Source organism: Cystobacter fuscus DSM 2262 (assembly GCF_000335475.2).
In the GTDB taxonomy this organism is placed as follows: domain Bacteria; phylum Myxococcota; class Myxococcia; order Myxococcales; family Myxococcaceae; genus Cystobacter; species Cystobacter fuscus.
Genome location: NZ_ANAH02000010.1, coordinates 1 through 16,305, shown reverse-complemented (window position 1 = coordinate 16,305; position 16,305 = coordinate 1). Strand labels below are relative to the sequence as shown.

General features: G+C 68.1%; 13 protein-coding genes and 1 pseudogene. 11 read left to right on the top strand and 3 right to left on the bottom strand.

Annotated features, from left to right (window positions below):
- Window positions 1-10 precede the first annotated feature (10 nt).
- Complete coding sequence (locus D187_RS18410) at window positions 11-1,072, bottom strand: terpene synthase family protein (protein WP_155893427.1); 1,062 nt, start codon at window positions 1,070-1,072, stop codon at window positions 11-13.
- Window positions 1,073-1,286: 214 nt separating this feature from the next.
- Here D187_RS18410 and D187_RS18405 point away from each other — a divergent pair, with 214 nt between their 5' ends.
- Together D187_RS18405 and D187_RS18400 are read left to right on the top strand one after the other, a co-directional pair.
- On the top strand, window positions 1,287-3,347 hold the full coding sequence (locus D187_RS18405; RefSeq protein ID WP_002621871.1) for a M3 family metallopeptidase: 2,061 nt from the start codon (window positions 1,287-1,289) through the stop codon (window positions 3,345-3,347).
- Between the two features lie 319 nt (window positions 3,348-3,666).
- Complete coding sequence (locus tag D187_RS18400) at window positions 3,667-4,797, top strand: hypothetical protein (protein ID WP_155893426.1); 1,131 nt, start codon at window positions 3,667-3,669, stop codon at window positions 4,795-4,797.
- A 12-nt stretch (window positions 4,798-4,809) separates the two neighbouring features.
- On the opposite strand, the gene D187_RS18395 is transcribed toward D187_RS18400, so the two are convergent.
- On the bottom strand, window positions 4,810-5,385 hold the full coding sequence (locus tag D187_RS18395) for a CDP-alcohol phosphatidyltransferase family protein (RefSeq protein WP_155893425.1): 576 nt from the start codon (window positions 5,383-5,385) through the stop codon (window positions 4,810-4,812).
- A 261-nt stretch (window positions 5,386-5,646) separates the two neighbouring features.
- On the opposite strand from D187_RS18395, the gene D187_RS18390 reads away from it, so the two are divergent.
- From D187_RS18390 to D187_RS18365, 6 genes are all read left to right on the top strand, one after another.
- Entirely contained in the window at window positions 5,647-6,183 is a 537-nt protein-coding gene (locus D187_RS18390) for a (2Fe-2S)-binding protein (RefSeq protein ID WP_002621868.1), read from the top strand.
- Complete coding sequence (locus tag D187_RS18385) at window positions 6,180-7,175, top strand: FAD binding domain-containing protein (RefSeq protein WP_002621867.1); 996 nt, start codon at window positions 6,180-6,182, stop codon at window positions 7,173-7,175. Before D187_RS18390 ends, D187_RS18385 begins: the two co-directional genes overlap by 4 nt.
- Window positions 7,172-9,403: a xanthine dehydrogenase family protein molybdopterin-binding subunit gene (locus D187_RS18380; protein WP_002621866.1), complete on the top strand. Its 2,232-nt coding sequence runs from the start codon at window positions 7,172-7,174 to the stop codon at window positions 9,401-9,403. The genes D187_RS18385 and D187_RS18380 overlap by 4 nt, the downstream gene beginning before the upstream one ends.
- 571 nt (window positions 9,404-9,974) lie before the next feature.
- The gene (locus D187_RS18375; protein WP_020918119.1) at window positions 9,975-10,673 is read left to right on the top strand and encodes a hypothetical protein; all 699 of its coding nucleotides are present in this window, start codon (window positions 9,975-9,977) and stop codon (window positions 10,671-10,673) included.
- A gap of 361 nt (window positions 10,674-11,034) precedes the next feature.
- The gene (locus tag D187_RS18370; protein WP_002632684.1) at window positions 11,035-11,253 is read left to right on the top strand and encodes a hypothetical protein; all 219 of its coding nucleotides are present in this window, start codon (window positions 11,035-11,037) and stop codon (window positions 11,251-11,253) included.
- Between the two features lie 448 nt (window positions 11,254-11,701).
- The gene (locus tag D187_RS18365; protein WP_002632685.1) at window positions 11,702-12,625 is read left to right on the top strand and encodes a DUF4382 domain-containing protein; all 924 of its coding nucleotides are present in this window, start codon (window positions 11,702-11,704) and stop codon (window positions 12,623-12,625) included.
- A 278-nt stretch (window positions 12,626-12,903) separates the two neighbouring features.
- On the opposite strand, the pseudogene D187_RS55245 reads toward D187_RS18365, so the two are convergent.
- Window positions 12,904-13,032: pseudogene (locus tag D187_RS55245) on the bottom strand (IS3 family transposase); the annotation flags it as partial.
- Between the two features lie 300 nt (window positions 13,033-13,332).
- Here D187_RS55245 and D187_RS18355 point away from each other — a divergent pair.
- From D187_RS18355 to D187_RS18345, 3 genes are all read left to right on the top strand, one after another.
- Window positions 13,333-14,088, top strand: a complete 756-nt coding sequence (locus D187_RS18355; RefSeq protein WP_002632687.1) for a methyltransferase domain-containing protein — start codon at window positions 13,333-13,335, stop codon at window positions 14,086-14,088.
- Between the two features lie 166 nt (window positions 14,089-14,254).
- The gene (locus D187_RS18350; protein WP_020918118.1) at window positions 14,255-14,950 is read left to right on the top strand and encodes a RibD family protein; all 696 of its coding nucleotides are present in this window, start codon (window positions 14,255-14,257) and stop codon (window positions 14,948-14,950) included.
- Window positions 14,951-15,233: 283 nt separating this feature from the next.
- The gene (locus tag D187_RS18345; protein ID WP_020918117.1) at window positions 15,234-15,689 is read left to right on the top strand and encodes an SWIB-MDM2 domain-containing protein; all 456 of its coding nucleotides are present in this window, start codon (window positions 15,234-15,236) and stop codon (window positions 15,687-15,689) included.
- The last annotated feature ends 616 nt before the right edge of the window (window positions 15,690-16,305 follow it).

Genomic DNA, 16,305 nt, shown 5'->3' with positions numbered 1-16,305 from the left:
CACCCCCAGCTCACGGGGACGCCCCGCGGCGCAGCTCCGGAAACGGCGAGGTGGGCGAGCTGTAGCGCCCCGTCACCAGCGACCAGTGCACGTTGCCGCGGATCCACGCCTTCAGGCCCTCCACGTACCCGAGCAGCCGGGGGTCCGCCAAACGGGACGCCTGGAGCAGCTCCTCGCACGCGATGAACGCGTCCGTGTCCGCGTTGATGATGTCGATCGCCGTGGAGATGGCCTCGCGCAGCTCCAGCCCCCGGTCCACCCGCAGGACGTGGACGAAGTTGTTCGGGTTGCGGTGCCAGAGGACCTCCTTCTCGAAGGAGAAGAGATCATTGGTCAACGCCACCACCCGGGTGCACAGCAGCCGCAGCCGCCGCACCAGCGGCAGGCGCAACAGCTCCTCGGGCAGCTCCTGTCCCGGCTCGGCGAACTCCACCAGGTCCTGCGCCGTGTACACCGCCGAGTCCAGGGCACGCTGCTCGATATAGGACTCGAGGTCCGGCACCGTGCCCTCCGTCCAGTGGCGCGCCGCCGGCAGCGTGCCCCGGTGCAGGTAGTCCTCCACGTCGCGCACGAAGCGCTCCATCCACGGCTCGCTCGCCAGGCGGCTCATGCGCTGGCGCAAATCCCAGGTGAAGCGCTCGAGCGGCGTGGCCCGGGCCCTCAACGCGCCGCCGCGCAACACCTCGAGGCACGCGTCCACGTACGCCTTCAGATACGCCGGCCGCTGGCCCACCTCCACCCGCTCGTCGACCTCGTCGTCGAAGAGGAACAACCACACGTGCCAGTCGTTGCACAGCTCCAGCCGCTCCCGCGTGCCCCGCGGATAGACGTGCGCCGTGAGCAGGCCGAACTGGCTCGCGTCGAAGCGCCGCACCTGCGCCGGCTCGCGCCGCAGCAGCTCCAGCGCCAACACCCGCCCCCGGGTGCTCCGCTCCATCGCCGCCGCGTACAGACTCGGCTCGCACGGTAACGCCGCGGGGATGCGCAGCAGCGACAGACTCAGCCCCTCCACCCGCGGAGGCTCCTCGAGGAGCGCCGCGCCAGGACCGGACTTGAGGGTGCGTTGTCGCATCGAGGCACCTCGCATGGCGCCCCTCCACGAGGAGCCCATGCATCCTTTGAAGACGCCAGCCGTTCAAGCCCCTCCCTGTTGCTGAACGTAAGCAACCTGCACTCTAGAACGAACGGTGTTCACCGGGAACCACGGAAAACGTCGAAAAAGCGATAATACCGGGCCGCACGAGCGAGGGGCCACGCTCGCGGGGTGCGCGCTAGAGTCCGGCGCCATGAATCCCAGGCCGGCGGTTGTCCTCAGACTCGCGGCATGTGGCCTCGCGGCCGTGCTCGCCTCGGTGGGATGCGCCCACTCCCCCTCGTGGAAGTCCGTCCCCACCCCCCTCGCCTCCGCTCCCGTGGCCCCGCCCGAGGGCTCCCGGCCCCTGGCCGGCTCGCTCGAGGACTTCACCCGGGCGTGTTCCACCGGGCTCGACCGGGCGCGCGAGCGCATCACCCACCTCAAGACGCTCTCGCCCTCGCGCGAGGGCCCCGCGGTGCTCGAGGCCTATGACGAGGCCATGGCGGCGCTCGGGGGCTGCACGAGCCTGGCCGGGCTCGCGCGCGAGGTCCATCCCCAGGCCGCCTTCCGCGACGCCGCGCGCCAGAGCGAGCAGCGGGCCGATGCCCTCCAGGTCTCCATCGCCCAGGACCGGGCCGTGTACGACGCGCTGAGCGCGGTGGACCTCGCCCAGGCGGATGCCGCCACGCGCTACTGGATGGAGCGCACGCTGCTCGACTTCCGCCGCGCCGGCGTGGACCGCGACGACCCCACGCGCGAGCGGGTGAAGGCGCTCAACGAGGCCATCCTCAAGCTCGGCCAGACGTTCAACCAGAACATCGCCGAGGACGTGCGCCGGGTGGAGTTGGAGCCGCGGGAGCTGGCGGGCCTGCCCGAGGACTTCGTGCGCGCCCACCCGCCGGGAGCCAACGGCCGCGTGGTGCTCACCACCAACTACCCGGACTACTTCCCCTTCATGACGTATGCGCGCGACGCCAAGGCGCGCGAGAAGCTCTGGCGCGTCTACCACCAGCGCGCCTTCCCCCAGAACGAGCAGGTGCTCACCCAGCTCATCGCCCGGCGCCACGAGCTGGCCACGCTGCTCGGCTACGCCTCCTGGGCCGCCTACGTCACCGAGACCAAGATGACGCGCACCCCCCAGGCGGCGGGGGACTTCCTCGCCCGGGTGGAGGGCGCGTCGAAGGCGCGCGCCCAGGAGGAAGCGGAGCGGATGCTCGCGCGCAAGCGGCGGGATGAGCCGGCGGCCTCCCGCGTGGAGCCGTGGGATCAGGACTACTACGAGGACCAACTGCGCACGGAGCGCTTCGGCTTCGACTCGCAAGCCGTGCGGCCCTACCTCGAGTACGGGCGCGTGAAGAAAGGGGTGATGGACATCACCTCGCGCATGTGGGGCATCGCCTTCGAGCCCGTGAAGGACGCCGCGGTGTGGCATGCCGACGTGGAAGCCTATGACGTCACCGACCATGGCGAGCGGCTCGGGCGCATCTTCCTCGACATGCACCCGCGCGAGGACAAATACAAACACGCCGCCCAGTTCGACGTCGTCACGGGCCAGGCCGGCAAGCGTCTTCCGGAGGGCACGCTCGTGTGCAACTTCCCGCGCCCCGGCGAGCTGATGACCCCGGACGAGGTGGAGACGTTCTTCCACGAGTTCGGCCACCTGCTGCACCACGTCTTCGCGGGCCGGCAGAAGTGGAAGGGCATCAGCGGCATCTCCACCGAGTGGGACTTCGTGGAGACGCCCTCCATGCTGTTGCAGCAGTGGGCCAGCCAGCCCGCCATCCTCCAGGAGTTCGCCCGCCATCACCAGACGGGAGAGCCCATCCCCACCGCGCTCGTGGAGAAGCTGCGCGCGGCCCGGGAGTCCGGCAAGGGCTTGTGGACGCGCCGCCAGCTCTTCCTGTCCGCGGTGTCCCTCGAGTACTACTCACGGCCGCCGGGCTTCGACACCACCCAGGTGCTCGCGCGGTTGCAGGAGCAATACAGCCCCTTCCGCCACGAGTACCGCGAGGGAACGCACTTCCAACTGTCCTTCGGACACCTGGAGGGCTACTCGGCCGCGTACTACACGTATCTCTGGTCACTCGTCATCGCCAAGGACCTGGAGACCGAGTTCCAGAAGCAGGGCTACCTCGACCCGGCCACCACGATGAAGTACCGCCGCACGGTGCTCGAGCCCGGTGGCTCCAAGCCCGCCGCGGAGCTGGTGCGGGACTTCCTCGGCCGGCCCCACGACTTCGACGCCTATCGCGCATATCTCGATGCGTCATGACGGGCGGACACTCCACGGGAGCGGCTCGTTTGAGAGCCGACAAGCTCCCCTGTCTGTTCGCCCGGACAGTAGACCGAACCCCAGGAGTAGGTCCATCCTCCCTGACGATTCACGACACGCAGGGGGGGGTACCATGAGCAATGGACAGAAGAGGTGGATGCGTTGGTTGAGCCTCGCCGGGACCACGGCTTTACTCCTGGGCGAAGGAGCATCCGCGCAACCCAGATGCATTCGGGTCTTCGCATGTGGATGTGACGCGGACGGCAGCTACGTCTATTGCTCCGAGTACTGCTGATCCCAACGCCGGGAGAACGTGCGCATGCGGCGTGACCATTCCCATGCGGGTTGGAGGGTATCGGCGGTGATGATACTCGGGCTGGGGCTCCTGCTCTGGCTCACCCCCTCCATCCCGGATGCAGTCGGTGAGTTCCTCGATGAGCCCTGCGAGTCGGCCGTCACGGGCATGCCTTCCGCCCGTCACGTCCTCCCGCCCGCTCCACCGCTTCCCCAGGACACCTCGCGGGAAGCGGTGGCGCCACGGTCCACGGCGCCCCCTTCCACCTCCTGGTCCACCGCGCCCCCTCCCTCCGAACACCTGCTCACCCGTGCCTCCTCGAGCGCCTCGGTGGACGCCTCGATCCTGCCACCGGCCGCCAAGGACATCTCGTCCGATGGGCTGCCCGCCGCCGCCACGCGCTGCCATTGGGAAGGTGACGTGTTCAAGTGCGGAAGCTGCCAGAGCAGCGCGGACTGCCCCCAGGATCAAGGCTGCCTCATCAACCGCGAGACACGCCGCCTGGAATGCATGGCGTCCGAGTGCGAGGAAGACGCGCACTGCTTTCCCGGCACCACCTGCCGTGAGCTCAAGACGGGCACCAGCAACGCCGCCATCCGCCGGTGCATGCCCGTGGGCGAGCGCGACGTGGGCGAGAGCTGCGATCCCGACTACATCTCCCGCTCCGGAGCCTGCCGCGAGGGCCTGCGTTGTCTCAACCAGGTCTGTACCCAGCCCTGTCAGCTCGGCGAGCCCACGAGCTGCCCCCGGGGCCACACCTGCACGGACGACGCGGATGGTCCGGGCTGCGTCCCCGACTGCGAACAGCTCGGCTGTGCCCCGGGTGAGCAATGCAAACGCCTGCCGAATGGCGGCAACCGGTGTCTGGCCCGGGTGACGGGCACCTGTCCGGAGACGCCCTGCGCGCAAGGCGAGCGCTGTCTCATGGACGGGGGACGCGGCCGGGGCTCGTTCTGGTGTGCCCGCGAGTGTGAGCCCTTCCGTCCCGGAAGCTGTGGCGCGGGACACGTGTGCGGATGGGCGGGCGGCACCACCAGCGCCTGCTTCCGTCAGTGCGACCCCAAGCAGCTCGACTCGTGCGGCGAGGGATGGATGTGCGCCACCGTCTCCGAGGACTTGACCCAGTGGGGCTGCCGCCCCTCGGCGTTCGAATGAGGCCCGCCTGCCCTAGGCCACGCGCTGACGCGAGGACTCGGGCAGGTGCTCGGCCCCGGCGGCATGACGTGCCGCCGACCGCCACATGAACGCCGTGTAGTCCACCACCGAGGCGATCGCCGTCAGGCCCACCGCCACCACCAGCAGCGGCACGAGCACCGGCACCACCAGCACGGCGAGCAGCGCCCCGAGCTGGAGCGTCGTCACCACCTTGCCCAGCATCCGCGCCTGGAACTTCACCGGCCTGAGCCTCGGCACCACCCGGGCCACGAGGAAGCCCAGCCCCGTCGCCATGTCGCGCACCACGAGCACGCAGAACGCCGCCAACGACAGCTTGCCCTCCAGCACGTACGTCAGCAGCGCCACCATCACGAAGCCGCGGTCCGCGAGCGGATCGATGAGCGCGCCCCAATACGACTCCAGGTGCTTGCGCCGGGCGATCCACCCGTCCAGGAAGTCCGACAGGGCCGCGGCCATCACCAGCCCCACGCGCAAGAGCGACGCCTCCCACAGTACGAAGGCGGCCGCCAGCGGCAGGCGACAGAGCGAGAAGGCGTTGAGGAGCACGAGGCTCGTCCGGCGACGCATACCCTCAAATTAAGAACGCCACCCATTCATCGCATGAGGGCTCGCCAAGGCGCCCCACGAGGGCAAGGCACGTCCGGCCGCCCTCCAACGAGGCGTCTCGAGCGGCCGGTTTTTCGCTAGTCCACACATCGCGGTTCCACGCGCCGCGCCTCTTATCGACTACCCGATAGAGCCACTCATTCCCGGGGGAAACCCGCGCCCGCCCGCATGGCCCGACGGAGATTGCACGCCCGCTGTGCTCAACCCAGGAGCGTGTTCCCTATGAGTTCCTCCGCTGGAGATCCGGGCGCCGGCCGGCCGCCCACGACAGCCCCCTCCCCCCACCCCATCACCCTCCGGGTCAACGGCGCGCCCAAGCAACTGGACGTCGCCCCGTGGACCACCCTGCTCGATCTGCTGCGCGACACGCTCGATCTGACCGGCACCAAGAAGGGCTGTGACCACGGCCAGTGCGGCGCCTGCACCGTGCTCGTCAATGGCAAGCGCATCAACTCCTGTCTCTCCCTCGCCGTCACCCAGGACGGCGCGGAGGTCACCACCATCGAGGGGCTCGCCTCGGGCGGGACGCTGCACCCCGTCCAGGCCGCCTTCGTCGAGAAGGATGCCTTCCAGTGCGGCTACTGCACCCCGGGGCAGATCTGCTCCGCGGTGGGGCTGCTGCGCGAGGGCCGCGCCCAGAACCTCGACGACATCCGCGAGCTCATGAGCGGCAACCTCTGCCGCTGCGGCGCCTATCCCAACATCCTCGCCGCCATCGATCAGGCGCGGCGCCAGGGCAACGGAGGCCAGACGCCATGAACCGCTTCTCCTACGAACGCGCGGACACCATCGCCGGGGCCGTGAGCGCGGCGAGCCAGACGCCCTCGGCCCGGTTCATCGCCGGCGGCACCAACCTCGTGGACCTGCTCAAGGCCAACGTCATGCGCCCCGAGCGGCTCATCGGCCTGTCGCGCCTGCCGCTCGACACCATCGAGGAGACCAAGGAGGGCGGCCTGCGCATCGGCGCGCTCGTGACCAACGCGGACACCGCCTACCACCCGCAGGTGGAGCGGCGCTATCCACTGCTCGCCCGGGCCATCCTCGCGGGCGCCTCGGCGCAGTTGCGCAACATGGCCACCACGGGCGGCAACCTCCTGCAGCGCACGCGCTGCTACTACTTCTACGACCCGGGCACGCCCTGCAACAAACGCGAGCCCGGCAGCGGCTGCGGCGCGCGCGAGGGCATCAACCGCATCCACGCCATCCTCGGCACCAGCGACCAGTGCATCGCCACCCACCCCTCGGACATGTGCGTGGCGCTCGCGGCGCTCGCCGCCACCGTGCACGTCACCGGGCCCCGGGGCGAGCGCACCCTCGCCTTCGCCGACTTCCACCGGCTGCCCGGCGACACGCCCGAGCGCGACTCCAACCTCGAGCCCGGTGAGCTCATCACCGCCGTGGAGCTGCCTCCCCAGGGCTTCGCCTCGCACTGTACCTACCTGAAGCTGCGCGATCGCCAGTCCTATGCCTTCGCGCTCGTGTCCGTCGCCGCCGCGCTCGAGCTGGACGGCGGCACCATCCGCGAGGCCCGCATCGCGCTCGGCGGCGTGGCCCACAAACCCTGGCGAGTCCCCAGCGCCGAGGCCCTGCTCCAGGACAAGCCCGCCACGCCGGAGAACTTCCAGCCCGTGGCGGACGCGCTGCTCCAGGGCGCGCGAGGCTTTGGTCACAACACCTTCAAGATCGAACTGGCCCGGCGCGCCATCGTGCGTGCCCTCTCCCAGGCCGCCGGATTGGAGCACTCCTCATGACGACGCCCTCCTCCCTGCTCGGACAACCCATCAGCCGCGTGGATGGGCCGCTCAAGGTGACCGGCCAGGCGAAGTACGCCGGGGAGTTCAACGTCCCGGGCCTCACCTACGGCCATGTCCTGTCGAGCACCATCGCCCGGGGCCACATCAAGAAGATCGACGCCAGCGCGGCGCTCGCGCTGCCGGGCGTGCTGCACGTCTTCACCCACGAGAACCGGCCGAGCACCGCCTGGTTCGACCGCAACTACAAGGACGAGGACGCCCCCGCCGGCTCTCCCTTCCGGCCGCTGGATGGCGCGGACATCGTCTACAGCGGCCAGCCCATCGCGCTCGTCGTCGCCGAGACCTTCGAGCTCGCCCGCCACGCCGCCTCCCTCATCCGCGTGGAGTACAAGACCAAGGAGCACGAGACGGACCTCGCCGCGCAGCGACACAAGGCCCACTCGCCGGCCCCCGGCAAGGGCGGCTACCAGCCCCCACCCAAGCCCCGGGGCAACCCGGACAAGGCCTTCAAGAGCGCTCCCATCCAGGTGGACGCCGAGTACTCCACGCCCGTCGAGCACCACAACCCCATGGAGACCCACGTCTCCACCGTCATCCACGAGGACGACGGCACGCTCAGCATCTACGACAAGATTCAAGGCGTGCAGAACAGCTACGACTACGTCTCGCGCGTCTTCAAGCTCGACAAGGATCAGGTGCGCGTGCGCGCGCCCTTCGTCGGCGGTGCGTTCGGCTCGGGGCTGCGGCCGCAATACCAGTTGTTCCTCGCCGTCATGGCGGCGCGCGAGCTCAAGCGCTCGGTGCGCGTGACGCTCACGCGCCAGCAGATGTTCACCTTCGGCCACCGCCCCGAGACGCACCAGCACGTGGCGCTCGGCGCGGCCCCGGACGGCACGCTCCTGTCCATCATCCACGAAACGCTCAGCGAGACGTCGCGCTTCGAGGACTACTGCGAGGTCGTCGTCAACTGGTCGGGCCTGCTCTACCAGTGCGACAACGTGCGGCTCGACTACAAGGTGGCCCCGCTGGACCAGTACACGCCCATCGACATGCGCGCTCCCGGCGCGGTGCTCGGCGTCTACGCGCTCGAGTGCGCCATGGACGAGCTCGCGTACAAGGCCGGTGTGGATCCGCTCGAGCTGCGGTTCAAGAACTACGCGGAGAGGGATCAGAACCAGGACAAGCCCTTCTCCAGCAAGGAGCTCAAGGCGTGCTACTACCAGGGCGCCGAGCGCTTTGGCTGGGGCAAGCGGAGCCCCGCGCCGCGCTCGATGCGCGAGGGCAAGCAGCTCATCGGCTGGGGCGTGGCCACGGGCATCTGGGAGGCCATGCAGCAACAGGCCGCCGCCAAGGCGGTGCTGAGCATCGATGGCACGCTCACGGTGAGCAGCGCCACCGCGGACATCGGCACCGGCACCTATACGGTCATGACGCAGATCGCCGCGGAGACGCTCGGCCTGCCCCTGGACAAGGTGACCTTCAAGCTGGGTGACTCCTCGCTGCCCAAGTCTCCCATCGAGGGCGGCTCGTGGACGGTGTCCTCGGTGGGCACGGCGGTGAAGGAGGTCTGCGAGAAGGTGCGCGAGCAGGTGTTCGCGTTCGCGCGCAAGGTGCACCACTCGCCGCTGGCCAAGGCGGAGCTGGACGAGGTGACGTTCAGCGGGGGCCACATCCGGCTCAAGTCCGATGCATCGCGCGCGGTGTCCCTCACCGAGGCCATGCGCCACGCGGGAGTACTCCACGTGGAGGAGCAGGCCCTGGGGCTGCCCAATCCCAAGCAGTTGCAATACACGCGCGCCACACACTCCGCCGTGTTCGCCGAGGTGAAGGTGGACGAGGACCTGGGCGTGGTGAAGGTCACCCGCGTGGTGAGTGCCATCGCTGGTGGACGCGTGCTCAATCCCAAGACGGCGCGCAGTCAGATCATCGGCGGCATCGTTTGGGGCATCGGCATGGCGCTGGAGGAGGAGACGTTGCTGGACCAGAAGCTCGGTCGCTTCATGAACCACGACCTCGCCGAGTACCACGTGCCGGTGAACGCCGACGTGCACGACATCGACGTCATCTTCGTCGACGAGGAAGACACGATCGTCAACCCTCTGGGCGCCAAGGGCCTGGGAGAGATTGGAATCGTCGGAGTGGCGGCGGCCATCGCCAACGCCATCTTCCACGCGACGGGCAAGCGCGTACGCGAGTTGCCCATCACGCTCGACAAGCTGCTGTAGGCGCCGGAGCGCGCGGAGGGGGGCGGGCGAAACAGGCCCGCTCTGGCAGTGCCGTACCTCTTTGCCGGAGGCCGCCGAGCGGCGGGTTCGCTTCCCGCCACCTCCAATAAAGGTTGCCCGCCGCTCTGAGCCGAGCCGCCTCCCGAGGAGGAGGCTCAGCTCGCCTTGGGGGACCAAATCGGTTCTTGTCGGACCAAATTTGGACCAAATCCGTTGGCGTATAGGCAGGATAGAGGACGTGTTGAGGGGGAGGGCTGGTGCAGAGGGGCCGCGGAGGGCCGCTGACGGGTGCCGGCCGAGCTGTGAGCCGGGCCGGTGGAGAGGCCACGCAGCCTCCTTGGGCATGACTGCCCAGGCCGCCTTCCCATGAGGGGCGCGGCAGGGGCATCAGGTCTCTTGACTGTGGCGGCGTAAGCCTCAACACCCTGCGCCCTGGGGTGGCGCTCGCGCCGGGGTCAGGCTCGCACCTGCCGGGGGCAGTCCCAGGATGATTCAGGCAGCCGCCGCCAATGCCGAGGCGCAGAACACTCTCGATGAGCTCCGTGCTGGCAGCGGAAGAGGTGGACGCTAGATGAAGCGCGGGCTCGTTATTCATGTACACGGCGTCGCCTCGCCCGAGGAGGCGGAGCAGCTCGAGTCGCTCGGTGTAGACCTGATAGGTGTCGTCGTGGGCGAGCGCACGACGGGTAGGGTCATCGCCAGGGACGACGCACACGCGATCGCGGCGTGCCTCAAGCGAGCTCGGCTGTGCGTGGAGTTGCTCGGCGAGGCTTCGCTGCTGGAGCCCCAGGCGGCGCGGAGGATGGGCGTCCAGGTGGTGCAGGTCCCGTGGGGGACAGAGGTGCCACAGACCTGGCGCCAGGCGCTCGCGCGGGCCAGCATCGAGTGGGCACTCGTGCGCGTGCCAGCCGACGAAGACGACGACCCGGCTTGGGTGCGAGCACGGATAGAGGAAGTGGGTACGCCACCACCCGCATGGACGCAGGTGGAGCTCTGCCCATCGCTCGAAGATGGCTGGCGCGTCATCCGCGATGCCAGCGAGGACGAGCTGGACGCGCGTGACCTCGACGCGCTCGCCGCGAAGCTCCCGCTCCTGTTCTCCCTCCCCTTACGCCTCGACGAGCTCAAAGAAATCCGACGGGGGCTGTTTCACGCGCGGGGCTTCTCCTTCACCCTCGGGGACAAGCTGGGCGAGGCGCTCGGGGCGCATCACTTCACCCTGAATCAGGTGCGCGAGCTACTGAAGCGGCTCGAAGCTGAAAGTAACTGATCGCCCTGCCCTGTCTGAGAAGAAGAGGGGAGCGGCCTGTCGAACCGGTAAAGCACACAAGATAGAAGTGACCAGGGTTCGGACCACGGCCTGAGCAGGTCGGTGAGTGCTTTCAGCCGATCTGACACCTCCCGATCTCCATGTCGCGCCTACGAGTCGTCTGACACCTTTTTCGGAATGATCCAGCCCTGAACACTCCCGCACGCTCGGAGCACGAACAGCGGACAGCCGCATCGTAAAATCAAAACCACCTGATTTACTTGGATAGTCAACATTACTGGTTTTTCTTCTTGAATCCTGAGAGCTGATTTATAAGATTTCCATACCTTCTCAGGGATGTGCCTCCCGGTAGGAGATCGCCATGAAGAAGTCTGGGCTCGCACTGGTTTCGAGTCTGTCTCTCGTTGGATGCGCCGGGCAGGAGGATGTGGCCGACGTGGAAACGCAGGCGCAGTTGGGAACGCAGACCCAGAGCCTGGGCCGTGCCGTCGCGGGTGATGGAAAGACCACCCTGCTCTTCATCAACCGGTGCACCACGGCGGTGGTCTTCGCTGGCAACGGGGGCATGGCCTCGGGCTAGAGCGCGACAACCCCAACAGCGCCGTGGCCAGGTACTTCGACGCGGCGTGCCCGCGGGCCTACGCCTGGTCCGGCGATGACGCGGGGCCGATGGCCGCCTGCAACGTCGAGGACTTCGATGTCGTCTTCTGCCCCTGCAACCCTGATTCCGGGCAATGTCCCGCTGCATTCGTCCCAGGCAGTGGCCGCGCAATCATTCAACTTCACCGGATGGTAGGAATGATGGGGCCCAAAGTGAGGGCTTCTCGTGCGGAGGGCGGTCTCGCCTGGGGTGAAGCCCGCGCGCCTCGCTGTCGCTGGAATGAAGGAGATGCAGCGGGTTGAATCAACCTCGCCACTGGCCTGGAGGTGTGTCCGGGGCCGTGGTCGCAGCATCTCGGGCCGGGTGTTGGAGCCCGAGAGTCCCCGACGGGTTGGGCCGGACCCGTCCTCAGCTTGGAGTACCCCAAATGAAGACTCATCTCATCTCCCGACTGACTGCGCTCGTGGCCGTCATGCTGCTGCCCCTGCTGGGGTGTGGCAGCGGCAACAGCAAGCTCACCGTGCTGCTCAAGGACGCCCCTGGCGACTTCAAGGAGGCCGTCGTCACCATCGACCAGGTCTACCTCCAGGGTGAGGGTGGCAAGCTGGTACTGAGCGACAAGAAGGTCACCACCGATCTGCTCACGCTGGCCAACGACACCGCGACGCTGGTGCAGGACGCCGTCGTCCCCGAGGGCACTTACGGCGAGCTGCGCTTCGTCGTCAGCGGCGCCTATGTGCGGGTGGACAACGGTGACGGCACCACCAGCATCTACGCCACCTCGCCCAACTACGAGGGCCTGCCCGACGGCGCCCAGGTGGACGGCGATCTGCAGGCGCCGAGCCTCGGCAGCTCCGGCCTGAAGGTGAAGCTGGACGGCGACAAGCTCGAGGTGACGGGCGAGCAGAAGGTGCTCGTGGTGGACTTCGACGTGTCGCAGAGCTTCGGCCACGACGCGGGCAACATGCGCAAGTGGGTCATGCACCCGGTCATCAAGGGCGCGGATATCACCCTGACGGGCAGCGCCGCCGTCACGCTGACCCTGGCCGACGGCACCACGCTGCCGACCGTCAACGGCGAGCAGCTCACCCTGGCCGACTTCAACGCCGTGCTGACCAACTCGGACGGCACCCGCACGGTGGTCGCCCTGGCGGACACCAACGAGGACGGCGTCTTCGAGGTCAACTTCAAGTTCCTCTTCCCGGGCGCCTACACCCTCTCCTTCGAGGGCCCCATGGGCGTGACGAGCATCAACGTCACCCCGGCCATCCCCTTCACCGTCAACGTCGAGTCGGGCAAGGAGGGCACCTACGCCTTCACGCTCAACGGCGTGGTGGCGGGCGCGCAGTAGCCCCTTCGGCGCTGGTCACCTGCGCTCCAGGCGCGTAACCGCGGCCATTCCTTGGTGACAGACGCCACCTCGCGCGCATTCACGGTCGCGGTTCCCTTCCAGGTGCACGTCACCTTCGCGTCGCGGGTGTCGAATGAGCCCGTGGGCGGCGTCAGCACCTTGATGAGCGTCAGGCGGTCCAGTCGATCGGGTAGCCGTTCCGGTCGAGCTGATCGGACGGGTAGCTGTTCCACCCGTTGTCCGAAGAAGAGGGCACGCCGCCAGTGGACTGGAGATGAGTAGCCCGAGCGCGACACTCCCAGTTGCTCGCACATGAAGTTCACCGGGAAGAGGGCCTTCCGCGCGTCAATCAGCTCGAACTTCACGTCGAGCCCTCCTTCGCGAAGAAGGCCGCTGCTTTTTACCAGGCAGCGGGGGGCGTCTGGTACGCCTTCTCCTGGGTGGGTCCGAGCCGCTCTTGAATCCATCCGGAGAATGTAACCAGTATCATCGGGGACCCGTCCAAAACCTCGAACAGCCGCGCCGTGTCCGCCAGGTCGCGGCCGAACGGACGAGGTGGAGCTGGAAGCCAACGTCAGACATGGGCGGACGCCAAAGGCGGATGCATGTCTGGGTAGACGGTCGAGCCGCGACATGATGCCACACCCGGTCGATCCTCCAGGAGTCGCGAGCGCCGGGTGATATCTGACGCGAGGACAGGAGGAGTCATGAAGAACCTGGCGGAGGAGTGGACGCGTCGGCTGCTCGTCGACGCGGGCGTGCGCGAGGGCATGCGCGTGCTCGACATCGGCTGTGGATCGGGCAACGTCACATTCCTGGCGGCGGAGCTCGTCGGGGAGCGGGGGCGGGTGGTGGGCATCGACCGGGATGCGGCGCCGCTCGAGGTGGGACGTCAGCGCGCCCGCGACCTCGGCCTGACGAACGTCCACTTCGTGTGCGCTGACCTGGCCTCACCGCCGGGCGAGTACGGTCCGTTCGACGCGGTGCTCGGACGGCGCGTGCTGATGTACCAGCCCGACGCGGTGGCCAGCCTCACGCGGCTCGCCGACGCGCTGGTGCCCGGGGGCCTCATTGTCCTGCAGGAGCATGACTCGACGGCGATGCCCGTCTGTCTGCCGGAGCTGCCGCTGCACCGTCGGGTGAGCAGCTGGATGTGGGAGACGGTCGCGCGCGAGGGCGCGGACCTGCGCATGGGCCTGCACCTCGCCCCGGTGCTGGTGAAGGCCGGGTTCAAGGTCGAGCGCGTCCGCGCCGAAGCCACCGTCCTCACGCCGGAGCAGTCGCACCCCATTGGCCACATCCTGCGCGCCATGCGCGGGCGCATCGTGGAGAAGGGGGTCGCGACGGAGGAGGCGCTGGCGCTGGACACGATCGACGAGCGGCTCGCCGAGGAGATGCGGGCGGCCAACGGCACCTGTCTCTGGGAGATGGTGTTCGGCGCCTGGGCGCGAAGGGCCGGCTGAGCGCGGGCGCTGGGCGTCAGCAGTCCACGCAAACTTCCTACTCACCGCTTGGGGGAGCCTTCTCCTCCTCCGCCTCCCTGCACCCGCTCGCCGCCGGGCAACAGGGCCCCCATTCCGCCTATACTTCCGGGTAGGAAGGCGAGCACATCTCACGAGGAGCTGACAGATGACTGGAGCGAAGCGACCGTATGTGATCTGCCACATGGTCCCCTCCATCGATGGACGGATCGTCCTCGAGAGCTGGAAGACTCCGCCCAGCACGCTGGCGGAGTACGAGCGGCTGGCCCTCACCTTCGGCGCCGATGCGTGGATTGTCGGCCGGATCTCCATGGAGCCCTACGCCGGGAAGTCGAAGGTCCCGGCACGCAAGACGCCGCAGCCGATTCCGAGGACGGACTTCATCGCGAGGCGCGAGGCGAAGTCCTACGCCATCGCGCTCGACCCCTCCGGCAAGCTCACCTGGAAGTCGAACGTCCTCAGTACTGGGGAGCAGGCGGTGACGATCCTCTCCGAGGCGGTCTCGGACGACTACCTGGCCTTCCTTCGAGCCAGGGGCGTCTCCTACCTGTTCGGAGGCAAGACGGAGCTGAATCTGAAGAAGGTGCTCGAGAAGCTTCGGAAGGAATTGGGCATCAAGAAGCTGCTCCTCGAGGGCGGCGGGAAGATCAACGGCTCCTTCCTGGCCGAGGACCTCATCGACGAGTTGAGCGTGTTGTTGGTGCCCGTCGCGGACGGAGCCATCGGCACGCCGTCACTCTTCGACGTGCGCGAGGGCAAGGGTCCAGCTCGCCACCTCAAGCTGGTCTCCATCGAGAAGCGCAAGGGAGACCTGGTCTGGCTGCGCTACAAGCTGAAGCGCTGACGCGCCGCCTGCTTGATGGACAAGCCGGAGGAGAGGCCACGCAGCCTCCTTGGGCATGCCTGTCCAGGCCGCCCTCTCATGAGGGGCGCGGCAGGGGCCCCGAGTCTCTTGGCTGTAGCGGCGTAAGCCTCAACACCCTGCGCCCTGGGGTGGCGCTCGCGCCGGGGTCAGGCTCGCACCTGCCGGGGGCAGTCCCAGGATGCTCCAGGCGGCCGCCACCAATGCCGCGGCGCAGAACACCCTCGAGGAGCTCCGTGCTGGCAGCGGAGGAGGTGAACGCTAGATGAAACGCGGGCTCGTTATTCATGTACACGGCGTCGCCTCGCCCCAGGAGGCGGAGCAGCTCGAGTCGCTCGGTGTAGACCTGCGCGTGCCAGCCGACGAAGACGACGACCCGGCTTGGGTGCGAGCACGGATAGAGGAAGTGGGTACGCCACCACCCGCATGGACGCAGGTGGAGCTCTGCCCATCGCTCGAAGATGGCTGGCGCGTCATCCGCGATGCCAGCGCGAACGAGCTGGACGCGCGTGACCTCGACGCGCTCGCCGCGAAGCTCCCGCTCCTGTTCTCCCTCCCCTTACGCCTCGACGAGCTCAAAGAAATCCGACGGGGGCTGTTTCACGCGCGCGGCTTCTCCTTCACCCTCGGGGACAAGCTGGGCGAGGCGCTCGGGGCGCATCACTTCACCCTGAATCAGGTGCGCGAGCTACTGAAGCGGCTCGAAGCTGAAAGTAACTGATCGCCCTGCCCTGTCTGAGAAGAAGAGGGGAGCGGCCCGCCGAACCGGTAAAGCACACAAGATGGAAGTGACCAGGGTTCGGACCACGGCCTGAGCTACGAGTCGTCAGCTGTCGGGTAGACCGGGGCAGTTGCCCACCCCGGCCCCCCACAGATCCGGACGTGCAGAATTCCCGCATCCGGCTCCTCGGCTCATGGTTTCGCTGCGAGTCGGTGACACCCCTTCTCGCACCCTGCGCTGGATGAGCTGCTCGCCAGCGTCGCTATCCGTTGGAGTTTCGTTGAGACGGTTGTAGGGCTCGGTGTCCCCGCCATCTTTCCCTCCCTCGGTTCCATGTTCCGGTGCCCCCTTCCCTCCACAGGGTCCGCCCGGGTGCGTTCCCCTGCTTCAGCGGTACTACGAGGCACTCCGACTTCCTGACGACCTTCACGCCCGGCTTCGTTTCCTTCGCCAGCGCGCTACCACCGCCACCCGTCCTTCGCTCCCGCGGGAGTCGGGCGCCCATCTCCCTCGGGCCTGGGCTTTCTTCCGGTTGCCCTCCGGCCACTTCGACGTGGAGTCGTCAGCACCTCCCAGGTTCCTGGAGGACCCTCTTGTCTGCGTGCCCCGCTCTCAG